The sequence below is a fragment of the Mammaliicoccus fleurettii genome (genome assembly GCF_002018435.1).
GTDB lineage: Bacteria > Bacillota > Bacilli > Staphylococcales > Staphylococcaceae > Mammaliicoccus > Mammaliicoccus fleurettii.
On record NZ_MWJM01000011.1, the window covers coordinates 55,322 to 81,615 of the forward strand.

The following is a 26,294-nucleotide window of genomic DNA, read 5'->3' on the forward strand; positions in this document are numbered from 1 at the left end:
TATAGATAAATTTGAAGCTGAGAACAAATTAATTGTCTCAGCTTCAAATTTTCATTTATTTCCCACTATATATTCTTTATCATTCGCGTTTCACGTAAAACATTTCCTAGTTCTTCAAGCTCATACTTACCGTCTTTTTCAAATCCCATTTTCTCATAGAATTTAACAGTCGGAATATTATCTTCAAGTACCCAAAGGCTTAATTGATCAAATTCAGATTTCATTCTTTTTTCCGCTTCATTCATTAAAAGCGTCCCGATACCTTTATGCTGATATTCTTGTAATAGGTATATAACCATAATTTCACCACATTTGTCACTCGTGTCTTCATCTTTATCTTTACTATACATTAGAAATCCAACAACTTTACCATCGACTTCCGCCACAATACATGGTGCATTAAACATATGATGTTTTTCAATATAAGACTCTAAGGACAAACTATCTAAATAACTGTCAGGAACAATCCCCTTATATGTAGTTACCCAAGATTCATAATGAACTTTAGCTATAGACTCTATATCGGATTCTTTTTTATTACGTATAATCATATAATATCAGCCCCTAATAATTTTATAATTTATATGTAATATTACTATAATCCATTTACATTTAATAGTTCTTATAACTAAGTTTATTAAAATCTTTTTTATAGTCTAGTCAGTTACTAAAAAAACTACCAACAATTTTATATTTGTTGGTAGCTTTTTTTATATTACATTTCCATATCATGTATTTTCATCATTAAGCCGTGTGGTACGTCGTCATGAGTTACTACATCTTTTTTATAAAATGTTTTTCCATCGTCTTTAGAAATCAGTTTCACGAAGTCACCTTTTTTAGGTTTGAAGTCTTTCGTTGATTCCAGTTTAACGTTTTCTGTTACTTCGTTATTTTTCTCGCTCACTACTTTTTCTGCTGTTGTTCCGTTCTCCATATACCCGTAGTATGTGCTTTTTTGTGTTGAGAATAATAATAATGATGCTACTGCTATAGCAAGAACTGCCAAGCCACTAATTAATAATATTGCTGATTTTTTATTCATTGAGAATCCTCCCTAACCTACATCATAAAACGTCTTACCTAATTATGAAATGATCTTCATGGAATCTTCTTAAATTCGACATATTTTTTTAGATGTACAGTTTGAAAAGTTGAATAACTTGCCATAAAAACTAAAAATCATCATAATATTAAGTGAAGAATATCTAAAGGAGTGGAAAAAATGAACCAAGAACAATTTGAAAAAATGAAAAATGGTAAAGGTTTTATAGCTGCACTAGATCAAAGTGGTGGTAGTACTCCGAAAGCTCTTAAAGATTACGGTATTGAAGAAGATCAATATAGCAATGAAGATGAAATGTTTACACTTGTTCACGAAATGAGAACACGTATCGTTACATCACCAGCCTTTACACCAGAAAAAATATTAGGTGCCATTTTATTTGAACAAACAATGGACCGTGAAGTAGAAGGCAAATACACATCAAACTACTTAGCAGATAAAGGTATTGTACCTTTCTTAAAAGTCGACAAAGGACTTGCTGAAGAAGAAAATGGCGTTCAATTAATGAAAGTTATTCCAGGTTTAGATGAATTATTAAAACGCGCTAAAGAACGCAACGTATTTGGTACTAAAATGCGTTCAAATATTTTAGAAGCAAATAAAGACGCTATCGCTAAAGTCGTTCAACAACAATTTGAAATTGGTAAACAAATCATCGAAGCAGGATTATTTCCAATTATTGAACCTGAAGTTAACATTAACGCTAAAGATAAAGAAGAAATTGAAGATATCTTAAAAGAAGAAATCGCTAAAGAATTAGACAAATTAAATGATAATCAATACGTAATGTTGAAATTAACAATTCCAACAAAACCAAATCAATATAAATCATTGATCGAACACCCTAACGTAGTTCGTGTCGTAGCATTATCAGGCGGTTACTCTAGAGAAAAAGCAAACGAATTACTAAAAGAAAATGATGAACTTATCGCAAGTTTCTCACGCGCATTAGTAACTGATTTATTCGCTGGTCAATCATCAGAAGAATTTGATAGCGGATTACAAGACGCAGTAGATTCTATCTATGACGCTTCAGTGAATAAAAATTAATAAATATATAACTCATATTTAAACAAAACCCGTATAAATTCACTATATAATGAATTTATACGGGTTTTTATGTTATTTTCTTATGTTAAATGTCTTTCATTTAGTTGGCTTAATTCTGAAATAATTTTCCTGCTATCAGTATTTAATTGTTTAACATATACTGTATTATTTTTATCTTCAAATTTCTTCACCATTGAATCGATTGCATTTACTGCTGAGTCATCCCATAAATGAGCATGTGTAAAATCTAATTCGATTTGACTATTTTCAATTGAGAAGTCTAACTGATTCATCATTGAATCGATTGAAACAAAAAATATTTGTCCGGTGAATGCATATTTATATAAATTATTTTCTATTGTCTGATGAACATGAACATTTGATATTTTAGTAGCAAAGAACAAAGAACTAAATATTACACCGACTATGACGCCTATAGCCAAATTATGTGTAAACAACACAATCATCACGGTCAGAATCATAACTACAGCATCCGTTCTAGGTGCTTGATTAACGTATTTAAATGATTTCCAATCAAATGTACTAATAGATACCATAACCATTATACCTGCTAAAATTGGCATAGGTACTTGTACTACTACATCTCCTAATAATAAAATCAGTATTATTAGAAAGACACCCGCAGTAAAAGTTGATAATCTACTCGTTGCACCTGATTTTACATTTATAACGGATTGACCAATCATAGCACAGCCACCCATTCCTCCAAATAGCCCTGTGATAATATTGGCAATACCTTGACCTCTAGATTCTTTATTTTTATTACTATGAGAATCTGTTGCTTCATCAACAATTTTAGCAGTTAATAAACTTTCTACTAAACCTACAATTGCCATTGATAAAGAATACGGCAAAATAATTGTTAATGTTTCTAAATTAAATGGAACTTGTGGTATTAAGAAATTTGGAAACGCTCTTGTTATAGTACCTAAATCGCCAACTGTTCTTACATCAGAACCTGTTATCATATACAATGTTGTTAATAAAACAATTGCAATTAGTGGTGCAGGGATTGCTTTGAAATATCTTGGTACAATATAAACAATTAGTAATGTAATACCTATATAAATATATGTACTAATTGAAATACCGAATATATGCTCAAGTTGAGACATAAAGATCATAATTGCTAATGCATTTACAAACCCTATCATTACCGAACGTGGTATGAACTTCATGAGTCTACCAATTTTGAGAATACCTAATATTAACTGTATAATACCCATGAGTATAGTTGCTGCAAATAAATAATCGACGCCATATTCTTTTACTAAAGGTGTTACAATAAGCGCAACAGCTCCTGCAGCTCCAGATATCATAGCAGGTCTACCACCTACAATTGAAGTTATCGTAGCAATAATAAAAGCAGCATACAATCCTACCATTGGATCTACACCTGCAATTATAGAAAATGCAATGGCTTCAGGTATAAGCGCTAGTGCTACAACGATACCTGCTAGTAAATTTTTCCCTGGATTAGAAAACCATTCTTCTATATAAGTTTTTAACATCATACATACTCCTATTTTTTTCAATAGAGTTATTATAAACAAAAAAGTTTCATATGTATACATTTATGAAACTATTGAGGTGAAATTTATGAATTACGGTTATATTAGACCCATTGAATTACATGATACAATTGCTGAACAGCATTCAAAGTTAAGCAAATTTTCTTTAACAATTATTGAAGAATCTCATGCTCAAACTGAAATAAGAAAAGAATTAAATACTTTATTTTATAGTAAATTACAAAGTGGGGATGTATTATACATAACTGATTTGTGTATTCTTGCAGATACCTCATACCAATTAGAAGAATTAATTGCGATTGCCCAGGAAATGAATGTAGAAATTTATATTATTAATGCTGAAGTAACGATTAGCCAAAATAAGCATATGAATTTTAATAAATTTTTAAATCTACTAAACCAGTTTCAAAGCGATATGATTAAATTTAGAACTAAGTCAGGTATCGCAAAAGCCAAAATAGAAGGTAAGACTATAGGAAGACCAAAGCGAAATGATATTAATTTAAAAAACGCAATCGATATGTATCACTCTAAGAAGTATACTTTAGAAGAAATTAAAGAGGCGACAAACATTAGTAGAGCGACATTATATAGACATTTAAATAAATAACAATTATAAGCTAAGTCATAAATAAGGTTTTTTGAAAATATGAGATAAGTCATAGATTAAGTCGGAAGTTAATCTATGAGTTCGGTCAAGTTGTTGATTAACTCCATCATTAATCTAAGACATACTCAAAATTAACACCATTCAATGAAAAGAGCCGGGGACTTAAATGATTTTCATAAAAAATAAGAGCAGAAATTCAATTTTAATAATGAATTTCTGCTCTTATTAAATTTCTAGGACAATTACGTCTTAGCCAACCATCATTTCATTCTACTTCATTATACCTGCGTCTTTATCGTGCACGCCGTGTTTGTAGTAATCTATTTCTTCTGGTTCTAATGGTTTTTTACCTCTTATAATATCTGCTGCTTTTTCTGCTAGCATCAATACTGGTGCGTGGATATTACCATTTGTTGTACGTGGCATTGCTGATGCGTCTACTACTCGTAGATTTTCCATACCGTGTACTTTCATTGTTAATGGGTCTACAACAGCCATTGGGTCTGATGCTGGTCCCATTTTAGCACTACATGATGGGTGTAATGCTGTTTCTGCATCTTTCTTAACCCATTCTAAAATTTCTTCGTCTGTTTGTACTGATGGTCCTGGTGATATTTCTCCGTCATTAAATCGTGCTAATGCCGGTTGAGCTAGAATGTTTCTTGCTACTTTAATTGCTTCTATCCATTCTTGCTCGTCTTCTTTTGTTGATAAATAGTTAAATACGAATTTTGGTTTTACGAATGGGTCTTTAGATTTAATCTTCAGACTGCCTCTTGAGTTAGAATACATAGGTCCAATATGTACTTGGAAACCATGTTTTGTATCTGCTTTTTGTCCGTCATAACGTACTGCAAGAGGTAAGAAATGGAACATTAAGTTTGGATAATCTACTTCGTTGTTTGATCTCACAAATCCTCCACCTTCAAAGTGGTTACTTGCTGCTGGTCCTTTACGTCCAAATATCCATTGTAAACCAATGAAAGGCATTTTAAATTTATTTAAACTTGGTTGTTGTGAAACTGGTACAGAAGATGCATGTTGAACATAAACTTCTAAATGGTCTTCAAAGTTTTCACCTACACCTGGTAAATGTACGCGCGTTTCGATGCCTAGTGAGTTTAAATGTTCTGAATCACCGATACCAGAAAGTTGTAGTAGTTGTGGTGTATTGAATGCGCCACCTGATAAAATAACTTCTCCAGCTCCTACAGTATGTTTCTTACCATTTTTCTTAAACGTAACGCCTGTCGCTCTTCTACCTTCGTAATTAATTTCTGTTACAAAAGCTCTTGTTTGTACTGTTAAATTTTTACGTTTCATAGCTGGTCTTAAATAAGCAAGTGAAGCTGAAATTCTTCTACCGTTATGAATTTGACTATCAAATGGTCCAAATCCTTCTTGTCTAAATCCATTCACATCAGGTGTTTTATTAAATCCTGCTTCTACACCCGCTTCAAAAAATGCTTGGAACAATGGATTTGTTGCTGGGCCTCTTCTTAATTTAATTGGACCATTATGCCCACGGTATTGATCTGATTTATCTGCACCATATGCTTTTTCTAATCTTTTGAAGTATGGTAAACAATTAGCGAATTTCCAACTTTCCATGCCTTCTGGTTCTCCCCATCCTTCATAGTCCATAGGGTTACCACGTTGATAAATCATTCCGTTGATTGAACTAGATCCACCTAATACTTTACCTCTTGTATGTGCAACTTTTCGACCGCCCATATGAGGTTCTCCATCTGTTTCATATTTCCAGTCATAGAAACGATTACCTGATGGATACATAAGAGCTGCTGGCATTTGAATTAACAAATCCCAAGCATAGTCACTTCTACCAGCTTCTAATACTAATACTGTTTTATCTTTATCTTCACTTAAACGACTTCCTAATACTGAACCGGCACTTCCGCCACCGATAATTATATAATCATAAGATTTCTCCATGCTTTAATATCCTCCTATATTTTCAATAATCATTGTTGTTTTTATTTGCTAAACCAATTCACTGGTTCAGGTTGTATATTTGTATAAATGTGTTTAGAAATAATATATTCTTCTAATCCTTCTTTACCTAGCTCTCTACCGATACCAGATTGTTTATATCCACCCCATGGTGCTTGTGCAAAATAAGGATGGAAATCATTAATCCAAACCGTACCCATTTTCAATTTGTTAGCGATTCTATTTGCTTTGCCTATATCTTGAGTAAATACGCCTCCAGCTAATCCATAAATTGAATCATTAGCTAGTTCGATTGCTTCTTGTTCTGAAGAGAATCCTTCAATTGTTACAACTGGACCAAACACTTCTTCTTGAACAATTCTCATTGAAGTATCACAGTTTGTAATAACAGTAGGTTCAAAGAAGAAACCATCTTGTAAGTCTGCTCTTTCTGGACGTTTACCACCAGCGGCAATTGTTGTCCCTTCTTCTTTAGCAACTTCTATATATTTTTCAACTTTTCCTCTATGTTCTGCTGAAATTAGAGGACCCATTTCAGTTTCTTTATCAAAACCATTACCAATTTTAATTTTGTTTACCCTATCAACTAACGCTTCTTCAAATTGCGCTTTAATATCATTGTGTACGATTATGCGTGAACCAGCTGAACAAACTTGACCAGCGTGGAAATATCCACCGTTTAATGCTTGATCAACAGCTAACTCTAAATCTGCATCATCAAAGATAATGTTTGGATTTTTACCACCTAATTCAAGCGCAATGTTCGTTACATTGTCTGCTGCGCGTTTCATAATGTGTTTACCAGTTTCAATACCACCAGTAAATGAAACAAGGTCAACTTCTTTATGAGATGATAATACGTCACCAACTTCTGAACCTTTACCAAGTACGAGGTTAATCACGCCATTTGGAAAACCAACTTGTTCCATTAATTCAAATATACGAATTGTAGTTAACGGTGTAATTTCACTTGGCTTCATAACTAATGAACAACCCGTTACAAGAGCTGGAGCAATTTTCCATGAAGCTTGAAGTAATGGATAATTCCAAGGTGTAATTTGAGTTACAACACCAACAGGCTCTTTAACTATTTTACTTTCTGAATTAGGAATAGGTGATTCAATAATTTCTCCACCATCATTTCCTGCTAATCCAGCAAAATACATAAACACATTATGAATATCATCCATATCTGCAAATGATTCTTCTAATGTCTTACCAGTGTCTAACGTTTCAAGAGTCGCGAGCTCTTCTTTATGTTCTTTTATTAAATCTGCTATTTCTCTAACTTTTTGACGTCTATTCTCGCTCGTCTCGTGTGACCATTCTCCTGATTCAAAAGACTTTCTTGCAGCCAATACAGCTTGCTCAGCGTCTTCTTTAGTACCTTCTGAGACTGAAATCACTACTTCTTGATTATATGGATTAACGATGTCACGAGTCGCTTTGTTTGAAGCTTCGACCCAGTCACCATTAATAAATTGACGTCTTGATAAACGATCTATATATTCCATTTAAATTACCTCCGTTAACTTTGTTAAATTTTTATTTAACGAACTTTACAAACTTATGTTAGCATATAAATATAAAAGGCGTCAAATCTTCAATATCAAATTAAAATCATAACTTTATACAGGTATTACAAATAGACAAGTAAGGGAAAAGCAACTACAATTTAAAAGAATTCATGGTACAATTAAAGTAATTATTGGAGGTGTATGTAGTGGTACGTTCAGATAACTACAAAAAACAATTAGACCAGGCTAAAGACATCGTTATAAATGGAATTGGAGAAACGATGGATTTATATGGTATTAACCGTAGTGTTGGTAATTTATATGGCACGATGGTATTTGAAGGTAGTATGACACTTGATGAAATGCGCGAACAACTCCAAATGAGTAAACCGAGTATGAGCGCTGGTGTTAAGAAACTACAGGAGTTTGATATCGTCAAACAACAATTTACAAGAGGTAGCAGAAAACAACACTTTATAGCTGAGAAAGACTTCTTTATTTTCTTTAATAACTTCTTCTCAAGAAAATGGGATCGAGAAATATCTATTAATATGGATTCAGTTAAAGATGCAGAAGTATTACTAAAAAAAGTTATTGAAGCTGATGGTGTTGACGAAGATACTAAAGAAGAAGCAACTATCATATATAAACAATTAGAAGACTACAAAGTTTATTACGAATGGTTATCGAATATTAGTAGCGCTATTAAAACAGGAGAAATATACAAATATTTCCCTATACCAGAACGTGAAGATAAATAAAGTATTGAAGTTATTTCCAAAGTGAAATTTGATACTGTTTAAATCTGGCGTAATCCGGGTGAATCGCACGAAGACTTCTGAGTTATCGTGCGATTCATCTGAAATCTATACTCAACTAAAAAAGCAGAGAAAATTCTTAGTATTTAAGAATTTTCTCTGCTTTTTATATTACCTATTATAAATATTGATTTTCTTTTAAGTATGACACGATTTTATTTACTGACTCTTCAATACTTTCGTGTTCTGTATCGATTACAATTTCCGGATTAGATGGTTCTTCATATGGTGCATTAATGCCTGTAAATTCTTTAATTTCACCACTTCTTGCTTTTTTATATAAACCTTTAGGGTCTCTTGACTCACATTCATCTAAGCTACATTTTGTGAACACTTCAATAAACTCTCCGTCTTCTAGAATGTTTCTTACGATGTCTCGATCTTCTTTATATGGTGAGATGAATGCTGTCATTGTTACAACACCCGCATCTACCATAAGTTTACCTACTTCTCCTATACGACGAATATTTTCTTTTCTATCTTCTGGACTGAATCCAAGATTTTGATTTAATCCGTGACGTATATTATCTCCATCTAAACGATATGATGTTATTTTTTGTTCAAACAATGCTTTTTCTAATGCTACTGAAATTGTTGATTTACCTGATCCTGATAAACCTGTAAACCAAATAACGACACTTTTATGACCATTTCTTTCTTGTCGTTGTTCTTTTGTTACTTCTGAATCATGCCATGTAATATTTGTTGACGCGCTCATTGTTTCACTCCTCAAGAAATTAGTTTTGTTTCAAGCCTTTAATTAATACATCTGCTACTTCTGGTCTTGAAAATTCTTTCGGTAATTGTTCTCCATTACGCAATTTCTCTCTTACTTTTGTTCCGCTTAAGTGGACATGATTTGATTTATCATGTGGACAAGTTTTAGCTGTTGTCATATTGTCACAAACAGTACAGAAAAATGCATGTTCAAACTTAAAGATTTGAATGCCAATTTCATCTTCATATTGTGAGATTAATTCTTGTGCATCATAAGTTCCATAATAATCGCCTACTCCAGCGTGATCACGACCGACAATAAAGTGTGTACAGCCATAGTTTTTACGTACTAATGCATGCAAAATTGCTTCGCGTGGTCCCGCATATCTCATAGCTGCTGGATATATAACAAGTCTTGTTCTTTCTTCAGGGTAATAATGTTTCAAAATGACTTGATAACTTTCCATTCTAATTTCTGCTGAAATATCGTCAGATTTTGTTTCACCAACGAGTGGATTTAATAATAATCCATCTACTGATTCAAGTGCTATTTTTTGAATATATTCATGTGCACGATGAACAGGGTTTCTTGTTTGGAATCCAACAACTGTTTTCCATCCTAAATCTTTAAATAATGCTCTTGTTTCACTTGGGTCTAAATGGAAATCACTAAATTCATCGTGTTTAGGACGATCTACTAATTGAATAGGTCCTCCAAGATATACATTCCCTTTTTCATATACAAGCTTAACACCTGGATGATCTACATCTGTTGTGCCATATACATTTTGAGCTTCTTTTTCTTTATCGTACGTATATTTCTCTTCAAGCTTTAACACACCATAAAGATGATTATCTTCACCATATAACGCGATGTTAGAACCTATTTCAAAGTTATTTGCTTCTTCTTCTGTTACAGGCAATGTAATCGGAATGCTCCAAACTAGTCCATTTTCTAGACGTACATTTTCCACTACACTTACGTAATCTTTTTCACCTAAAAAGCCTGTTAATGGACTGAAGCCACCTATTGCAATTAGTTCTAAATCTGATAAACTCCAAGGATTTAAAGTTAACTTAGAGAATGACTCTGCTGCTTCAATTAATTGTTCTCTTTCTTCACCTGTAACTTGACGGTTGACCAATTCACCACCATGAGGCTTAATTGTTTCGCTAATTTGTTGAGTTGCTGATACCATTCTGATTCACTCCTATTAATTTATTTGATCTACTTCTTTTGATTTTTGATTTTGAATGTTGAAAGGAAATTTATTATGTTGGTAAAGCGTAAATAATACGAGACCTAACCATGCAACGACAATTCCTATCTTAACTATATAGACTGTTGTTTCATTACTTACAAAACTGCCTAATAACACACTGCTATTTGTAAAAATAATAAGTCCGCCTACAAGTACTGCTAGAACATATACTGGCAAAGTCTTTACTAACCAAGCTGAAAATGGTGCTGCAACTACGCCACCAAATGCTAATGCCACAACCAATAATATGCTAATTTGACTCCATCCAAGGAAAATGATAAATCCTAATGATGTAGAAATTGTTACAAAAAATTCACTCGCTGAAACTGTACCTATAACATATCTCGGTTCTATTTGATTTCTAGATAACAGTAATGGTGTATTGACTGGTCCCCAGCCTCCTCCACCAATTGCATCTAAAAATCCTGCTACAGCACCTTGAGGAACAAGTATAAATCCTGATAACTTTCCACCATTCAGTTTATTATTTTGTTGTTTTTTAAAAACAAACTGATAAATAATGTAGACGCCCATAGATAATAAAAATATTGCTATAAAAGGTTTTATAAAATCACTATGTAGATTGCTGAGTACACCTGCACCAATAAAACCTGTAATGGCACCAGGTAACGCCAGCTTTAAAATAATGCTTTTATCTACATTTTTAAATTTCAAATGAGAAATACCAGATGCTGCTGTTGTTGCAACTTCAGAAAAATGAATCGTTGCTGATGCGATTGCTGGAGCAACACCAAATGTTAATAATAATGAAGAAGAAGTTGCACCAAATCCCATCCCGAGAGAACCATCAATTAATTGAGCTAAAAATCCTACAATCGCAAATATTGTTAGTTTTCGCATATACTACTCCTCTCTTGTTCTCTTTTTAGGTTGTCGTCTTAACCAATTTGTTAATTTGTTTTGTTCATCTTTATCAAAATATTGATCAGATAATATAGATTCTAACAATTGGTTTTTTTCTGTTTTTTCTAGGTTTAATGATTTAATAATTATGCGACTTTCAAATAAAAATTCTACGTATTCTTCATAATCAACAGGATATTGCTTCTCTAAATCATCCAAAATATTACTTACTAACTTTGGACTCGCACCAGTTGATGTCACGCTTATTTGTAATTTCCCTCGTTTTAATGTCCCAGGAAATATAACATTTCCGACTTGTGCATCACTGACCATATTTATAAGACTATGTTTCGGGGCTGACTTTTTAATAACATCGTTTACCTCTTGTTGATTTGTAGCAGATATAATAAAGTCGGCATCTTCCAGATCTGATGATTCGAATATCTTTTTCTTCCATATTATTTTTTCATCAAGATAAAGTTGAAATAAGTCTTCTGTGAGTTCTGGGCTAATAACGTGAATCACAGCATCGCTTTCAAGTATGGCTTTCACTCTTCGTTCTGCTATTTTTCCACCGCCGATAACTTTGACTTGCTTATCTGTAAAATCAATATTGAGCGGAACATATGCCAATAGAAATCACCCTTTATTCATATATTCAAACTTTTTCAGTAGTAAGCGTTTCAAAAACACGGTCTTTCAATGCTTCTTGTATAGAAGGATGATGACCTAAGTGTTTACAAACGATAATGTCACTGTTCATATTATGTTCTTTAGCTGTTTTCTCTATGTGACGCTCTAACACGCCTGTGAACCAAAGATATGGTGCTATGAATATTTGTGAATGTTCAGCTTGTAATGCTACTTGTAACGCATCTTCAAATGATGGCTCACACGCAGCTAAGTAACAAACTTCTACATTTTCAAATTCTGTCGTTTCATATAATGCTTTGCCAATAGCCGTTATATCTATTTTAGTTTGAGGGTTATAACTTCCTCTCCCTACAACAAGTAGTTTTGCGTCTTTTTTGATTGAAATATTCGTTTCTTGAATGCGTTCATTCAGAATAGCTGATAATCTTGGTTGAACACCTAAAGGCTTTCCATAAGTAAATGTAACTTCAGGATGTTTTTTCTTTATTTCATCAATTTCATTCGGTATATCTTTAAAGTAATGACCTGCACTGAGCAATAATACGGGTATAACAGAAATTTCAGTAGCACCATTGTCTATTAATTTTTTTACACCTTGTTGAATATCTGGTTGCGCTAACTCTAAGAAGCAAATCTCCTGTAAAGGAATATCTATTTTCTTTTTAACTGAGTCTATAAAAGTAATAGCTTCTTCTGTTGCTTCTTTAATTCTGCTACCATGACTGACATATAATACGCCTATCATTGTATCCCTCCAGTATTAATAAATGAGTTGTGGAACCTGTTGTTCGTTTGCTACTTCTTCAAACCAACTCATTTTTTCTCTTAGTTTGACGACTTCTCCAATGACAATCATTGCAGGATTTTTAACATGTTTTGATTTAGTGACAATATCATCCAAAGTACCAGTTACAGTTAATTGATGATTTGATGTGCCACAATGTATTAATGCAACAGGTGTATCAGAACTTCTACCATGTTTAACTAACAATCTTTTAATTTCTGGTAGCTTTTTGACGCCCATATAAATACAAAGTGTTTCTGGTCCTAAAGCTAAATGTTTCCAATATTCGTCTTCATCTATAGAATCCTTCATCACGCCTGTTATAAAAGCAACCGACGAGCTGTAATCTCTATGTGTAACAGGGATTCCGGCATAAGCTGGTGCTGCAACACCAGCTGTAATACCAGGAACTACTTCAAATTGAATATCATAATTTTTTAATGTTTCCGCTTCTTCACCGCCACGACCAAATATAAATGGATCTCCACCTTTTAATCGTGTTACGGTATGACCTTCTAAAGATAACTTCACAAGTAATTCATTAATTTCGTCTTGCGTTAATGAGTGATTTTTAGGGCTTTTTCCACAATAAATCATTTTTGTATCTTCAGTTGCATATTCAAGTAACGCTTTATTAACAAGTCGATCATATAGAATGACATTGGACTGTTTAATTGCTTTAATACCTTTAACTGTTATTAGATCTGGATCACCTGGTCCAGCACCAACTAAGAATACTTTGCCCATGCTTCCACCCCTTTTCTGTTTAACTATGAAAGTCTTGTCCTGAGTGCACTTCTTTTATAATGCCTTTACGGATAACAAAGTCTCCAAAGTGTTCACCATCATTTTTTTCTTTACCATATTGAATAATAATTGGTCTTAAACTTTCTAAAATTTCATCTTCACCTATATTTTCTTTATATAGTTTATTTAGACGGTCTCCAGAGAATCCACCACCAAGATACATGTTGTATTTACCTGGTGCTTTACCGATAAATGCAATTTCAGCTAGAGCTGGTCTTGCACAACCGTTAGGACAACCTGTCATACGAATTGTAATTTCTTCTTCATTTAAACCCGCTTCATCTAAAAGACCTTCAATTTTATTAATAAGTGTAGGTAAATAACGTTCTGATTCAGCCATTGCTAAACCACAAGTTGGAAAGGCTACACATGCCATTGAATTTCTTCTAAGCCCTGTATAATTTTCTCCATCTGTAATACCATATTTATCTATAATTTTTTGAATTTGAGCCTTTTTACTTTTGGCTACATTAGCAATAATTAAGTTTTGGTTCGGAGTTAAACGGAAATCTCCTGTATGGATTTCAGCAATTTCTCTTAAAGCTGTTTTTAACTTGTAGTCTTGTGTATCTTTCACACGGCCATTTTGAATAAATAATGTAAAATGCCATTTGCCACTACCTTCAGTCCACCCGTAACGATCTCCATTATGTTTAAAATCGAATGGTCTTGGTTCTTCAATTTCCCAACCTAATCTTGTATTTAATTCTTCACGAATCCAATCTACACCTAGTCGGTCAACTGTATATTTAAATCGTGCATTTGTTCTATCTTCTCTATTACCGTGGTCTCTTTGTATTGTTAATAGTTTCTCACAAACATCTATCGCTTCTTCTTTAGGGAAGTAACCAAGCAATCTACCTACTTGAGGGTATGTCTTCGTATTACCGTGTTTCATACCCATTCCACCGCCAACAGTGACATTAAATCCAACTAATTGGTCATCTTCAATTATTGAAATGAGTCCAATATCTTGTGAATAAACATCTATATCATTTGAAGGTGGAACAGCGATACCGATTTTAAATTTTCTAGGCAAATAAGTCTTACCATACATCGGTTCTACTTCTTCTTTAGTATCAACTATTTTCTCATCATCTAACCAAATTTCATGATACGCTCCGGTTTGTGGTGATAAATGATCACTAATATCTGTTGCAAGTTTATCCACTTCTTTATGTACACCTGATTGATATGGATTTGGGTTACACATAACATTTCTGTTTACGTCACCACATGCAGCTAAAGAATCCATAACTGCGTGATGAATACTTTGCATAGAGCTTTTTAAATTTCTTTTTAAAATTCCGTGAAATTGAAATGCTTGTCTCGTTGTTAATTTGATTGTGTCATTTGCATATTCTGTAGAAATATCATCCATTGCAAGCCATTGATCAGCTGTTGCTGTACCACCTGGAACTCTAACTCTAATCATGAAACTATAAGCAGGTTCTAGCTTTTGTTTACGACGCTCGTCACGGATATCTCTATCATCTTGCATATAACTTCCGTGGAATTTCAGCAATTTTGTATCGTCTTCTGCTATTGCTCCTGTTATTTCATCAGATAAACCTTCTTTAATTGTTCCTCTTAAATAATTACTTCTATTTTTAATGTGTTCCATTTCATCTAATTTTTCGGATAAATTAGTTTGAGTGCTCACAATAATGCCCCCCTCTTAATAAATATCTCTTTGATATCTTCTGTCTTTTTTCATTTGAGTTAAAAAGTCTTCTGCTTCTTCTTCGTTATAATGTCCTTCTTTTTGAATCACATTCAAAATGGATTGATGTACATCTTTGGCCATGCACTTTTCATCTCCACAAACATATAAAGCAGCGCCTTCTTGAATCCATTGATAAAATTCTTTACTATTTTCTTCAATTCGATGTTGTACATACACTTTCTCTTCAGAATCTCTAGAGAATGCCACGCTCAATTTATCAAGCACGCCATCTTTTAACCAACCTTGCCATTCTGTTTGATATAAAAAGTCTGTTGTAAAATGTTGTTCTCCAAAGAATAACCATGCTTTATTATTAAGTTCTAATTCTTCTTTTTCTTGAATATAAGATCTAAATGGTGCTACGCCTGTACCAGGACCAATCATGATAACAGGTGTTTCATTCGTTTTAGGAAACTTGAAGTTTGGATTCTTTTTCAAATAAATTGGTACAGTATCGCCAGGTTCTAATCGTTCAGCGAATTGTACTGAGCAAACACCGTTTCTATCTCGTTCATTTGCATGATATCGAACGGCACCAATTGTAAGATGTACTTCTTCTGGTGTAGCTTGATAACTACTAGCAATTGAATATTCTCTAGCAGGTAATTTTCGTAAAATCTGATGTAGTGCATCTGGTTGTAAGTCTTCTGGTGGAAAGTCATTAATTAAATCAATTAAATCGCGACCTTCAACATAACCGTATATCCAACGGTCTTTTTTAACTTTTTCAGATAACACGTCGTTTCCAAAAATATTAGCTGCTTTTGTAACAATCGGTTTTGTAAGTTTCGTAATTTCAAAATGATTTGTCAGTGCATCACGGAGCGTTAATGTATCACCCGCATCATTTATAGGAACACTTTCATCTGGATTCCAAACGAGTGTTTCAATTAAGTCTGATACTACTTCAGGGTCATTTTTAGGGAATATACCAATGCAATCTCCTGGTTCAAAGGAGTCGGTGAAACCTTCTAAAGATAGTTCGATATGTCTCACTTCCTTATTTGAACCTCTACCATTTAAATTGATGTTTTCAAGTATTTCAGCTTCATATGGATTAGATCTTGAATACGTTTGAGTAGCAGATATATCTTCAGGGTTAACTTTAACTGGTTCAGTTGATTCATGACCTGATATATGACCTATAGAATTCAAGATACCTTCCATCCATTTTTCTGCTGGTTCATCAAAGTCTAAGTCACAATCGACTCTTGAATGTAATCTCTCTGCACCAAGTTCTTCTAGTCTATTATCAAAATCTTTACCAGTTTGACAGAAGAATTCATAAGACTCATCTCCTAAAGCTAAGACAGAATACCTTAGGTCATTTAACTTAGGCGCCTTACGACTATGTATAAACTCATGGAAAGTGATCGCATTATCTGGTGGATCACCTTCACCATGAGTTGCAGTAATAATAAATAAATCTTCGACTTTCTTTAAATCTTTCGGTTTAAAATCTTCCATACATGCAAGATTAACTTTGAAATCTTTTTCTTTTAATTTACTTTCTAATGTTTCTGCTAATCCTTGAGCATTTCCTGTTTCAGAACCAAACAATATTGTGATTTCTCGTGTTTTTGGTTTTGGTTCATTACTAACTGGTGCTGCTGTTTCAACTATTGATGCACTTGGTTCATTACTTTGGGCAGCTGCCGCTGATAAGTAACCACTAAACCAAATCTTTTGCTCCTTAGTAAGTGTTGAAAGTACTTGATTTAGCTTTTCTGACTGTTCTTGATTAAATGGGCTATTTGTTACTGTTAATTCCAAAAATGTCACCTCATCCTGTCCAATTTTTATTTTCATTTTTACTATTCATATAGGAATAGTATGTTTTATACTTAAAAAAAGACTATAAAAAATCTTTTAATGAGATACTTTATTTAGGCTTACTATTTGCTGTATGCAAACCACATTCAGTTTTATTAAAATTATTCCATCTTCCTTCACGTGAATCCCCTGAAGACGAAACTTGTGATGTACAAGGTATACATCCGATACTTGGATAATTGAAATCATGCAATTCGTTATAAGTTAAATCATGGCGTTCCATATACGCCCAAACATCATCCCATGTCCAATAAATTAAAGGACAAACTTTAATAGATTTAAATCTTTCATCTTTATTAATAAAGTCAGTGTTTTGTCTACTAGGTGATTGTTCTCTTCTCAATCCTGAAACCCAAGCTGTCGCACCAGAAAGTACTTCTTCTAAAGGTTTAATTTTTCTTATATAACAACATTGATTTGGATCACTAGTCCACAAAGCTGGTTCATATTGATCAGCTTGCTGTTCTAATGTTAGATCTGGTTTTTTTAATTCGATATTCAACGAAGGATATCTTTCTTTAACACGATCAATTAAGTCATATGTTTCTTGAAAATGTAAATCCGTATCTAAAAATACGATTTTCGCATCTTTTTTAACTTTTGAAATTAAATCTATCAAAATCATACCTTCTGCACCAAAACTACATGAATATACTATAGAATCTCCATAATGTTCATAGGCCCATTTTATGATTTGATAAGCACCTTTAGTTTCATCATCAATATTAATGTCTTTAAAAGGATCTGTGTCAAAACGTTCATAAGTCAACACTTCTGTCATGATATACAACGTCCTCCTTATGTTTATTTCTAAAGCTTTTCTATCTAAAAACCACCTAAAAAACGATAAAATATTTTAAGCAGATAGGATTACTATGAAATAATAAATTATGCTCATTAGCATACCCGATACAAAATATGATGTCAACATTTCTTTTTTAATTTTCAGTTAATTTTATAAATAAAAAAAGTTCGTAATTCATCTGAATTACGAATTTTTTTCAATCTATAAATTATCGTCTTCTTTTTTCTCACTTACTTGAACAATCCTTAATGAACGTCTTTCTACTGCTTTTAGTTTATCTGCACGTTCCTCTAATTTAATCCGATCACCATTTAATGTTCGTATAAATGAAATCATCATCATAACAAATATTATGGTTAAGGGAACACTGGCTAAAATTGAAGCTGTCTTCAATACATCCAATGCTCGTTCTCCACCTACCAACATTAGGGAGAATGGTAATAAACATAAAGCGAAAGCCCAGAATAAACGATTTGCTTTTAATGGTTCATCTATCACTTTCTTTTGAGTTGCTGCCGCTAATATATAAGAGCCTGAATCAAATGTAGTAGCTAAATATAAGAATGCTGATATTAAGAATAAAACAATCATCACTTTTGGAAACGGTAATTGATGCATTACTTCTATAATAGTGGCTTCTGCACTATGCTGATTCAAGAATTGAATGACATCAAACTGGCCAGAAATTTGTAGAAATACTGCATAGTTCCCAAAAATACCGAAGAACAATACACAACCTAATGTTCCATATATAATTGTCCCTAAGACAACTTCTTTCAAAGTACGTCCTTTAGAAATCCTTGCAATAAACAGACCTATAAATGGTGCATATACTAACCACCATGACCAATAGAATATCGTCCAATCTTGTGGGAAGTTCGTCTCTTCTCTTTTCCCAATTCCACCAAACGGTTCTAACCAAGTAGCCATTTGGAAGAAGTTTTTAAGCATATTACCAAATCCTGAAACAGTCGTTTCCATTATAAATACTGTAGGACCAACAATAAGTACAATACCTAAAATTAAGAAAGTTAACCAAACATTAATATCACTTAATTTTTGTATGCCTTTTTTAAGGCCAGTATACGAACTAAATGCAAATATAACTGTGATGATCAGTAAGATTACACTTCTCATGACCATATTTTCACCATCTAGTCCGGTTAACCTTTCTATACCTGCTGAAATTAATGGTACACCAAGTGCTAAAGATGTAGCTGCACCACCGAGCAAACCAAAAATAAATAAAATATCGACAATTTTACCTGGTAATTTGTCTGTTTGTCCCTTTAATATTGGTCTACACGCCTGACTAATTTTATAAATTGGTTTTTTCTTAACAAATACTAAATAACCAATAGGCAATGCTGGTAACACATATATAGCCCAAGCAATTGGACCCCAGTGGAACATGCCATACATCGTTGCATATTGGAGTGCTTCGTCAGTCATACCACTTGCACCATATGGCGGTACTTGATAGTAATATGCCCATTCAATTACACCCCAGTAAAGTATATCTGAACCTATACCTGCGCAAAATAGCATAGAAATCCAACTAAAATTATTGAACTCAGGTTTGTCACTTGCTTTACCTAAAGTTACATTCCCATATTTACCAAACGCTATGTATAATACAAACGCAAAAACAATTAGACCAAGTGTTAAATACCAAGGACCTAATGTATTGGATATCATATCATTAATACTTGTTATCACTTCTTGACTAGCTTTCGGGAAAACCATCATTGGTATAACTGCGATAAGCAATACAGCTACAGTCCCGTAAAATGTCCACCAGTCCATTACTTTATGTTTCTTCACTTCTGAACACTCCTCGTTGTCGATTAATGTACATCGTCAATATAATCACTTTTAATGAACACGATGATTTAAATCACATTGAAGACACTATAGAACTTTTAATAAAAATGCAAATTACATACAAAGGTAATTACGATTATTTATGAATAAATATATATAACGAAGCATTTTTAGCGATTAGAAATATTGCTATAACAGTTGTGTTAAGTTATAATTTAACAAACTAAACAAATCTTTTTTACTTTCATTTAGTATATTTATACGTAATTTATGAATAAAAATTTATATAAAAATATTTTTCATTACGTCGTTTTGTTAATAAAAAAAGAAGTCATGGAAATTTCACACCATGACTTCACATTCTAAATATATGTCGTAATTAAGTACATGACCGGTAACATAATTGCACTTAAGACTGCAGTCAATATCATACCTATTGTACTAAATGCTCCAGCTTCAATATTAGCCTCTAATGCTTTTGCTGTTCCAAATGCATGTGAAGCATTTCCATAAGTTAAGCCTTTCGCTAAATCACTTTTAAATCTAGCTTTACTTATATAGAAATTACCTAATATACTGCCAATCAATCCAGTCGCAATGATAAACATGACAGTTAGTGTATCCGTTCCACCCATTTGATGAGAAACCTCTATCCCAACAGCTGCTGTCATAGATCTAGGCAATATCGTAACAATAGTCGAACTAGGATAACCCATTACATAAAGCACACTATAAATAACAATAAAATTAACCATAATACCTGTTAATACACTCGTTATAATAATCTTAAAGTTTGCGACAATTAATTTTCTATATTTATATAAAGGATACGCTAAACTCACAACAGAACAATCTAAAAATTGATGTATCCAAGAGCCACCCACCATATAGTCCTTATAGTTGAATCCTAGAATAAGTAATACACTCACAATCATGATAGAAGAAATGAGCGCTGGGTTAAGAAGAGGATGTTTATACTTCAGTTGTAATTTCTTAGCGATTATAAAACATGCTAGTGTTAAAAATATCATCGTAATTGTTTTTATAATCATGCTGTTTTCTCCTTATCTTTTTTATTTAACTTTAAAATCTTTTCACAAACATAACCTGATGACAATGCAACTAAACTCGTACTTACAATCAATAAAACGACCATAATAATGTAACTCAGTCCAATTTGATCAGCGATATCCATTACACCTACAATTGAAGGTACAAAAAATAGAATCATAACATTGATTAATTTATTAGCTCCAACCTCAATCCAATGCTCAGGTAAAATACCCGTTAATAGTAAGAAAAACAGAAACCCAAGACCAACAATGCTACCTGCAATCGGTATATGCAGTATCTCTTGTAGCCATTTTCCAACTTGCGTAATTATATATATCAAAGACACTTGAAATAATATCTTTATAAATAGTTTCACCATATAAACACAACCCTTTTAATAAATCGTTATAGACATCATTATATGACCATACGAACTATTAATAAAATACATATTATCGATTACACACATTCCGATTTGGAATAGTTAGTCTAAAACAGAGCCTGTTATTGTGATGAACAAACTGATTTGATATAAAAACCCCCGAAGTTAGGCAAAAGTCTAACTTCGGGGGTTCTCTTAAATTTTTATTGTCATTCTTATGTTGATCTTAGTAGCAGAATTCGGAATTGTGCTCCTTAGCGACAGCACTGCTTACGGACATTTCTCGGAATTTTGTCCCTTATGCTTATTTCCTATCTAGGGAGTCTTTTAAAAATACTATCCATTCTTTTGTAACTTGATTGACGTAAGCGCCTTTTTTCCAGATGAGGCCTAAGTGCCAATATATTTTCTCACCTTTCAGCTCAATCATTCTGACATCTTCACTCATTTGTTCTGCTATACTTCGAGGTACTATTGATAGCCCGAGTCCTCTTTCTATCATATTGCTTATAAATGTTAGCTGGGATATTTTGGCTACGGTTTTTGGATAAAATCCTTCTTTACGACAATTTTCTATAATCATATCTCTTAAGTAATAATCGTCATGAAATAATACAAATTCTTCTTCTCTCAGTTCACTAATTGAAACTTGTGATCTCTGTGCGAGTTTATGTAATTTGTTTACGACTAAAAATAGTTCTTCTTTATACAAAGCGACGCTATTATATTTTGAGGAGTCTACTGGCAATGTTGTCACCCCAATGTCTACTTCATCTTTATTTATATAGTGTTCTACGGCTTTACCGCCACCTTCAGTAACTTCATATGTGACGTTTGAGTATTTTTTATGAAAATTTTCAAGACTATCTGTTATGAGGTCAACTTTTATCATGGGTGATAATCCTAATCTTATATGCCCTCTTTGAACGTCAAAAATATCATTAAGTTCTAATGTTAAGTGATCAAATAGTGTTAAAAATTCTACGGCTTTTTCATAAAAAACTTCTCCCGTATCCGTCAGTTTAATATGTTTTTGTGAACGGTCAAAAAGTGTGACTTCAAATTCATTTTCAAGATTTTTAACTGCTTTACTTATTGTTGATTGTGCTACAAATAAATGTTCTGCAGCTTGTGTCATACCACCATTTCTGACAATCTCCACAAAATATTTTAACTGTTTAAATTCCATTTCTAGCACCTCTTTTCATGGATGTCATTACAAAATTAAAGCGAGAATATAAATACTATAATGATAATGATAGGTATAATATATCTCATTAAGAATTTCCATAATTTGAACCATTTTAGAGATAATTGATTACCAATTTGAAATTCTTTTTTCACAATTGCTTGGTCCATCCTAAATGAGATGAATACTGCAATAAGCAAACATCCAATTGGAAGTAATATATTACTCACTAAATAATCTGTTGCATCGAATATAGATCTTCCAAATATAGAAACATCTGCTAATACACCATATGATAACGAAGAAGGTATACAAGCAATAAATGTAAGTAAGCCAAGTATCCATACGATTTTTGTTCTAGATCTTTTGCCTTCTTTTTCTAAAGCAGAAATAATAATTTCAAACTGACTGAACGATGAAGTCAAAGTAGCAAATAAGAACAATAGTAAAAATAAAGTTAAAAATATTGATCCAAATGCCATTTGGCTAAATACATTAGGCAATACTATAAATAATAAACCTGGACCTTCTGCTGGCTCTAAAGAAAATGCATACACAACAGGGAAAATAGCCATACCTGCTAATATTGAAACTATAATATTCATCGCTGATACTGACGCAGCTGATGTTGGTAGACTCTCCTTTTTACTTAAATAAGAACTATATGTAACCATGCATGAAAATCCTACTGCTAATGAGAAGAATGATTGGCCAAGCGCATATAAGACACCTTCTGCTGAAAAATCTTCAAAATTAAAACTAAAGAAGAAAGATAGCCCTTCAGAAGCACCTTCTAAAGTAACCGCTCTTATAACAAGAATAATGAAAAAGATAAATAATAATGGCATTAAAATATTATTTGCTCGTTCAATACCTTTTTTAATTCCAAAGTTCAATACGATAACATTCATTAAAATAAATACAAATACACCAATCAATACAGTGAAAGGTTGTCCGATAATTTGTTCGAAGACTTTACCATAGTTTGCATCATCTGAAATAAGATTACCCGTTAAACCTAGTGCCGTATAAATCGTTATCCAACCACCTACAACACTGTAGAACGATAATAATAAGAAACATCCGATTACGCCAAGTCTACCAGTTATTCTCCAAGGTGATTTTGGCGCTAAAGAATCATAAGCCGCAACCGCCTCTTTACTCGTAGAACGCCCGATTATAAACTCTGATATTAACATTGGTAATCCAATAAATAGTGTAAATATAATAAATAATAATAAGAAGGCTCCACCACCGAATTGACCAGCAACATATGGAAATTTCCATATAGCCCCTATTCCGATTGCAGCACCAGCAGATGCCATAATAAAACCTAGTTTAGATGACCATTGATCTCTTTGATTATCCATGTTATCCCTCCATTCATGTCTATTAACTCTTTATTGAAGTATATCGTATAATTGTAGACTACACAGTAATAATTTAATGATTTTAACAATTAAGGCTGAGACAATTAATTTGTCCCAGCCTCAACTCTTGAAAAATATATTTAAAGTTCCTTTTTACCAAATTTCATTTTAAATGGTGCATAAATTAGTACTAAGATTAATACTAACCCTAAATAACCAATTAACGGATAGAATATTGCAACTAAGTCTGTAAATCCTACGAAGCTTAATCCTAAACCGACTATGACTGATACTATGTAAAATATTTTAAATGAATTTGTACCTACAAAAGTAAATCTAGAAGCAAATGCATAAAACATTCCCAATCCAGTATTAAATATCATACCAAATATCACAATCGCCATAAACACACCTAAGATAGGAGAAATTTCATTTACAATACCTAACATCGGCATATCTAGATCTCCTACTGTATCTAGTTTAGAGAAAATAGCTAAATGACTTAATATAATCATGACACCTAATGCAAGTCCACCTAATAATCCACCCATACCAGCGATTTTAGAATCTTTTTCAGCGCCACCCATAACAATAGCCATTGATGCACCTACTGCAGTATTAAATGATGCATAATTAATACCAGCTATAAACCAGTTTGGTAATGTAGAAGAGTATGAGTCAGATATTTTATTTAACTCAGCAAACGATGTATCTACTGTGAAGAAACTATAAACTGATATAATTACAATAAAGACAATAAGAAATGGTGTTATGTTTCCGATAATTTTAACAACACCTTCTACTTTCAACATACCTGCTAAAAGAATTAAAACCGTCATAATTAATGTACCGATAATAGGTGCTAAACCAAATTGTTGGCTTAAATTCGAGCCTGCACCTGCTAACATTACGACACCTACACCAAACAGTGTAAAGATAATTACTAAATCAATAGTCCAACCGACTATACTTCCAAAAGCTGATTTACCAGTTACTTTATGTATAACTTCTTTATGTGAATCTGTCTTCATTTTACTTCCGAGCCAAACTAGCATCATACCTACATATGCAAACAGTGCTGTTGTTATGATACCTCCAAATATCCCCATAACCCCAAAACTCGTAAAATACTGTAGGACTTCTTGGCCAGATGCGAATCCAGCACCTACTATGACACCTATAAAAGCACTAGCTATCAAAAAAATTCTTTTCATAAATCTCACTCCCCTTAAATATACTATATCAAAGTTTAGTTCCGATTTTTCAATATTCAACCTATTTTTAGAGAAGAAAGACAATTATTTGAAATCGTTTTCATTTTATGATTTAATTTATTAGTTTAAATAACAATTTCATTATATAATAACAAATAACTCATAATCTAAATTGGAGATGTATAACATGAAATTAGAGAAAATGGACCATGTAGGAATTGTCATTGAAGATTTGGAAGAAGTTAAACATTTTTTCAATACTTTAGGTTTAGAATTAATTGGCGAACAAAATGTCAATGGCGAGTGGATTAATAACATATACGGAGTCGATGCAGTAGAAGCAACAATTGCTATGATGAAAGTCCACAACGGAGAAACCGCAATAGAGCTTATAAAATTCCATAACCAAGTAGAGACATCTAATGAAACTAAATACTTCCCCAAAAATATCGGTGGCAGTCACTTCGCATTTGCAATTCAAAATATTGAGCAAGTTGTCGAGAACTTGAAATCAACATCATCAAATATAATTGGAGAAATCATTCAATACGAAGACCTCTATAAACTATGTTATATAAAAGGACCCGAAGGCATTTTTGTAGAATTAGCAGAAAAACTTTAATAACATATCACTTACAACTTCATAATACACCACCAAATATCCAACTAAAAAAACATGACTTCTGCCCATTTTTATAAGCTGAAGTCATGTTTTTCATTATGCCCACCAAATATTATCTAGTGATTCGTTGATATTCACTGTCTGTAAGTTATGTGCTGCTTTTTGGAAGCCTTCTTCTACTGACATTATAGGATCTTCATGTTCTATACTTACGACATAATCATATCCATTTATTCTTAGTGCACTTATAATATCTCCCCATACTTGTGGGCTATGTCCATAACCAACTGTTCTAAATGTCCATGCTCTTGATTGGACTGAACTATATGGTTGCATGTCTGTTAATCCATACATATTGACATTTTCTTGATCAATATAAGTATCTTTTGCATGGAAATGATGTATTGCACCGGCTTTACCTAGTATTTTAATTGCTGCTATTGGATCTATACCTTGCCACCATAAATGACTCGGATCTAAGTTAGCACCTATTGCATCATTTGTTGCTTCTCTTAATTTCAACAATGTATATGGTGTATGTACTGAGAAACCTGCATGTAACTCGATACCAATTTTGACATTGTGATCTTTAGCAAATTTAGC

25 protein-coding genes are annotated in these 26,294 nt (G+C 32.8%); 4 read left to right on the forward strand and 21 right to left on the reverse strand.

What is annotated here, in order from left to right; translation table 11 throughout:
• Positions 1–65: 65 nt before the first annotated feature.
• Positions 66–551 (reverse strand): GNAT family N-acetyltransferase, encoded by a 486-nt coding sequence (locus B2G86_RS09610; protein WP_078357887.1) that lies wholly within the window; start codon positions 549–551, stop codon positions 66–68.
• A 164-nt stretch (positions 552–715) separates the two neighbouring features.
• Positions 716–1,045 carry a DUF4889 domain-containing protein gene (locus B2G86_RS09615; RefSeq protein ID WP_078357888.1) on the reverse strand — a complete coding sequence of 110 codons (330 nt, stop codon included), beginning with the start codon at positions 1,043–1,045 and terminating at the stop codon, positions 716–718.
• A 180-nt stretch (positions 1,046–1,225) separates the two neighbouring features.
• On the opposite strand from B2G86_RS09615, the gene B2G86_RS09620 reads away from it, so the two are divergent.
• Complete coding sequence (locus B2G86_RS09620; RefSeq protein WP_078357889.1) at positions 1,226–2,116, forward strand: fructose bisphosphate aldolase; 891 nt, start codon at positions 1,226–1,228, stop codon at positions 2,114–2,116.
• An 80-nt stretch (positions 2,117–2,196) separates the two neighbouring features.
• On the opposite strand, the gene B2G86_RS09625 is transcribed toward B2G86_RS09620, so the two are convergent.
• Entirely contained in the window at positions 2,197–3,648 is a 1,452-nt protein-coding gene (locus B2G86_RS09625) for a SulP family inorganic anion transporter (protein ID WP_078357890.1), read from the reverse strand.
• 88 nt (positions 3,649–3,736) lie between these two features.
• On the opposite strand from B2G86_RS09625, the gene B2G86_RS09630 reads away from it, so the two are divergent.
• Positions 3,737–4,279 (forward strand): recombinase family protein, encoded by a 543-nt coding sequence (locus tag B2G86_RS09630; protein WP_078357891.1) that lies wholly within the window; start codon positions 3,737–3,739, stop codon positions 4,277–4,279.
• Positions 4,280–4,549: 270 nt separating this feature from the next.
• On the opposite strand, the gene betA is transcribed toward B2G86_RS09630, so the two are convergent.
• On the reverse strand, positions 4,550–6,232 hold the full coding sequence (gene betA, locus B2G86_RS09635) for a choline dehydrogenase (RefSeq protein ID WP_078357892.1): 1,683 nt from the start codon (positions 6,230–6,232) through the stop codon (positions 4,550–4,552).
• A gap of 41 nt (positions 6,233–6,273) precedes the next feature.
• Complete coding sequence (gene betB / locus B2G86_RS09640; protein ID WP_078357893.1) at positions 6,274–7,764, reverse strand: betaine-aldehyde dehydrogenase; 1,491 nt, start codon at positions 7,762–7,764, stop codon at positions 6,274–6,276.
• 209 nt (positions 7,765–7,973) lie between these two features.
• On the opposite strand from betB, the gene cudC reads away from it, so the two are divergent.
• On the forward strand, positions 7,974–8,528 hold the full coding sequence (cudC, locus tag B2G86_RS09645; protein WP_078357894.1) for a choline uptake/conversion transcriptional regulator CudC: 555 nt from the start codon (positions 7,974–7,976) through the stop codon (positions 8,526–8,528).
• Between the two features lie 175 nt (positions 8,529–8,703).
• Here the strand turns inward: cudC and cysC are convergent, their stop codons facing one another.
• The 15 genes from cysC to B2G86_RS09720 all read right to left on the reverse strand — a co-directional run bounded on the left by cysC (position 8,704) and on the right by B2G86_RS09720 (position 25,069).
• Positions 8,704–9,303, reverse strand: coding sequence for an adenylyl-sulfate kinase (gene cysC, locus B2G86_RS09650; RefSeq protein WP_078357895.1), 600 nt, complete (start codon positions 9,301–9,303; stop codon positions 8,704–8,706).
• Positions 9,304–9,322: 19 nt separating this feature from the next.
• Positions 9,323–10,501 (reverse strand): sulfate adenylyltransferase, encoded by a 1,179-nt coding sequence (gene sat, locus B2G86_RS09655; protein ID WP_078357896.1) that lies wholly within the window; start codon positions 10,499–10,501, stop codon positions 9,323–9,325.
• Between the two features lie 15 nt (positions 10,502–10,516).
• A complete protein-coding gene (locus B2G86_RS09660) occupies positions 10,517–11,425 on the reverse strand; it encodes a sulfite exporter TauE/SafE family protein (RefSeq protein ID WP_078357897.1) in 909 nt (302 codons plus the stop codon).
• Positions 11,426–11,428: 3 nt separating this feature from the next.
• Positions 11,429–12,061, reverse strand: coding sequence for an NAD(P)-binding protein (locus tag B2G86_RS09665; protein ID WP_078357898.1), 633 nt, complete (start codon positions 12,059–12,061; stop codon positions 11,429–11,431).
• 25 nt (positions 12,062–12,086) lie between these two features.
• Positions 12,087–12,827 (reverse strand): sirohydrochlorin chelatase, encoded by a 741-nt coding sequence (locus B2G86_RS09670; RefSeq protein ID WP_078357899.1) that lies wholly within the window; start codon positions 12,825–12,827, stop codon positions 12,087–12,089.
• Positions 12,828–12,842: 15 nt separating this feature from the next.
• Positions 12,843–13,613 (reverse strand): uroporphyrinogen-III C-methyltransferase, encoded by a 771-nt coding sequence (gene cobA, locus B2G86_RS09675; RefSeq protein WP_078357900.1) that lies wholly within the window; start codon positions 13,611–13,613, stop codon positions 12,843–12,845.
• Between the two features lie 19 nt (positions 13,614–13,632).
• Positions 13,633–15,336, reverse strand: a complete 1,704-nt coding sequence (locus B2G86_RS09680; protein ID WP_404932025.1) for an NADPH-dependent assimilatory sulfite reductase hemoprotein subunit — start codon at positions 15,334–15,336, stop codon at positions 13,633–13,635.
• A gap of 15 nt (positions 15,337–15,351) precedes the next feature.
• Entirely contained in the window at positions 15,352–17,172 is a 1,821-nt protein-coding gene (locus B2G86_RS09685; RefSeq protein WP_078357902.1) for an assimilatory sulfite reductase (NADPH) flavoprotein subunit, read from the reverse strand.
• Between the two features lie 109 nt (positions 17,173–17,281).
• Entirely contained in the window at positions 17,282–18,013 is a 732-nt protein-coding gene (locus B2G86_RS09690; RefSeq protein WP_078357903.1) for a phosphoadenylyl-sulfate reductase, read from the reverse strand.
• Positions 18,014–18,238: 225 nt separating this feature from the next.
• Complete coding sequence (locus B2G86_RS09695) at positions 18,239–19,861, reverse strand: BCCT family transporter (protein WP_078357904.1); 1,623 nt, start codon at positions 19,859–19,861, stop codon at positions 18,239–18,241.
• 362 nt (positions 19,862–20,223) lie between these two features.
• Positions 20,224–20,913: an LrgB family protein gene (locus B2G86_RS09700; protein WP_078357905.1), complete on the reverse strand. Its 690-nt coding sequence runs from the start codon at positions 20,911–20,913 to the stop codon at positions 20,224–20,226.
• A complete protein-coding gene (locus B2G86_RS09705; RefSeq protein ID WP_078357906.1) occupies positions 20,910–21,293 on the reverse strand; it encodes a CidA/LrgA family protein in 384 nt (127 codons plus the stop codon). Before B2G86_RS09705 ends, B2G86_RS09700 begins: the two co-directional genes overlap by 4 nt.
• Positions 21,294–21,600: 307 nt before the next feature.
• The gene (gene cidR / locus B2G86_RS09710) at positions 21,601–22,485 is read right to left on the reverse strand and encodes a cidABC operon transcriptional activator CidR (RefSeq protein ID WP_078357907.1); all 885 of its coding nucleotides are present in this window, start codon (positions 22,483–22,485) and stop codon (positions 21,601–21,603) included.
• A 35-nt stretch (positions 22,486–22,520) separates the two neighbouring features.
• A complete protein-coding gene (locus B2G86_RS09715) occupies positions 22,521–23,855 on the reverse strand; it encodes a sodium-dependent transporter (protein ID WP_078357908.1) in 1,335 nt (444 codons plus the stop codon).
• Between the two features lie 140 nt (positions 23,856–23,995).
• Positions 23,996–25,069, reverse strand: coding sequence for a YkvI family membrane protein (locus tag B2G86_RS09720; RefSeq protein ID WP_078357909.1), 1,074 nt, complete (start codon positions 25,067–25,069; stop codon positions 23,996–23,998).
• A 187-nt stretch (positions 25,070–25,256) separates the two neighbouring features.
• Here B2G86_RS09720 and B2G86_RS09725 point away from each other — a divergent pair, with 187 nt between their 5' ends.
• Positions 25,257–25,691, forward strand: coding sequence for a VOC family protein (locus B2G86_RS09725; protein ID WP_158079035.1), 435 nt, complete (start codon positions 25,257–25,259; stop codon positions 25,689–25,691).
• Between the two features lie 96 nt (positions 25,692–25,787).
• Here the strand turns inward: B2G86_RS09725 and B2G86_RS09730 are convergent.
• A partial coding sequence (locus tag B2G86_RS09730) for a sugar phosphate isomerase/epimerase family protein (protein ID WP_142242935.1) occupies positions 25,788–26,294 on the reverse strand: 507 nt, incomplete at its 5' end.

What these genes read in the sequence shown, in the direction of transcription:
- B2G86_RS09610 (WP_078357887.1), bottom strand. Translation starts at nt 551, where the DNA reads ATGATTATACGTAATAAAAAAGAATCCGATATAGAGTCTATAGCTAAA.
- B2G86_RS09615 (WP_078357888.1), bottom strand. Translation starts at nt 1,045, where the DNA reads ATGAATAAAAAATCAGCAATATTATTAATTAGTGGCTTGGCAGTTCTT.
- B2G86_RS09620 (WP_078357889.1), top strand. Translation starts at nt 1,226, where the DNA reads ATGAACCAAGAACAATTTGAAAAAATGAAAAATGGTAAAGGTTTTATA.
- B2G86_RS09625 (WP_078357890.1), bottom strand. Translation starts at nt 3,648, where the DNA reads ATGTTAAAAACTTATATAGAAGAATGGTTTTCTAATCCAGGGAAAAAT.
- B2G86_RS09630 (WP_078357891.1), top strand. Translation starts at nt 3,737, where the DNA reads ATGAATTACGGTTATATTAGACCCATTGAATTACATGATACAATTGCT.
- betA (WP_078357892.1), bottom strand. Translation starts at nt 6,232, where the DNA reads ATGGAGAAATCTTATGATTATATAATTATCGGTGGCGGAAGTGCCGGT.
- betB (WP_078357893.1), bottom strand. Translation starts at nt 7,764, where the DNA reads ATGGAATATATAGATCGTTTATCAAGACGTCAATTTATTAATGGTGAC.
- cysC (WP_078357895.1), bottom strand. Translation starts at nt 9,303, where the DNA reads ATGAGCGCGTCAACAAATATTACATGGCATGATTCAGAAGTAACAAAA.
- sat (WP_078357896.1), bottom strand. Translation starts at nt 10,501, where the DNA reads ATGGTATCAGCAACTCAACAAATTAGCGAAACAATTAAGCCTCATGGT.
- B2G86_RS09660 (WP_078357897.1), bottom strand. Translation starts at nt 11,425, where the DNA reads ATGCGAAAACTAACAATATTTGCGATTGTAGGATTTTTAGCTCAATTA.
- B2G86_RS09670 (WP_078357899.1), bottom strand. Translation starts at nt 12,827, where the DNA reads ATGATAGGCGTATTATATGTCAGTCATGGTAGCAGAATTAAAGAAGCA.
- cobA (WP_078357900.1), bottom strand. Translation starts at nt 13,613, where the DNA reads ATGGGCAAAGTATTCTTAGTTGGTGCTGGACCAGGTGATCCAGATCTA.
- B2G86_RS09690 (WP_078357903.1), bottom strand. Translation starts at nt 18,013, where the DNA reads ATGACAGAAGTGTTGACTTATGAACGTTTTGACACAGATCCTTTTAAA.
- B2G86_RS09700 (WP_078357905.1), bottom strand. Translation starts at nt 20,913, where the DNA reads ATGATTATAAAAACAATTACGATGATATTTTTAACACTAGCATGTTTT.
- B2G86_RS09705 (WP_078357906.1), bottom strand. Translation starts at nt 21,293, where the DNA reads ATGGTGAAACTATTTATAAAGATATTATTTCAAGTGTCTTTGATATAT.
- cidR (WP_078357907.1), bottom strand. Translation starts at nt 22,485, where the DNA reads ATGGAATTTAAACAGTTAAAATATTTTGTGGAGATTGTCAGAAATGGT.
- B2G86_RS09715 (WP_078357908.1), bottom strand. Translation starts at nt 23,855, where the DNA reads ATGGATAATCAAAGAGATCAATGGTCATCTAAACTAGGTTTTATTATG.
- B2G86_RS09720 (WP_078357909.1), bottom strand. Translation starts at nt 25,069, where the DNA reads ATGAAAAGAATTTTTTTGATAGCTAGTGCTTTTATAGGTGTCATAGTA.
- B2G86_RS09725 (WP_158079035.1), top strand. Translation starts at nt 25,257, where the DNA reads ATGAAATTAGAGAAAATGGACCATGTAGGAATTGTCATTGAAGATTTG.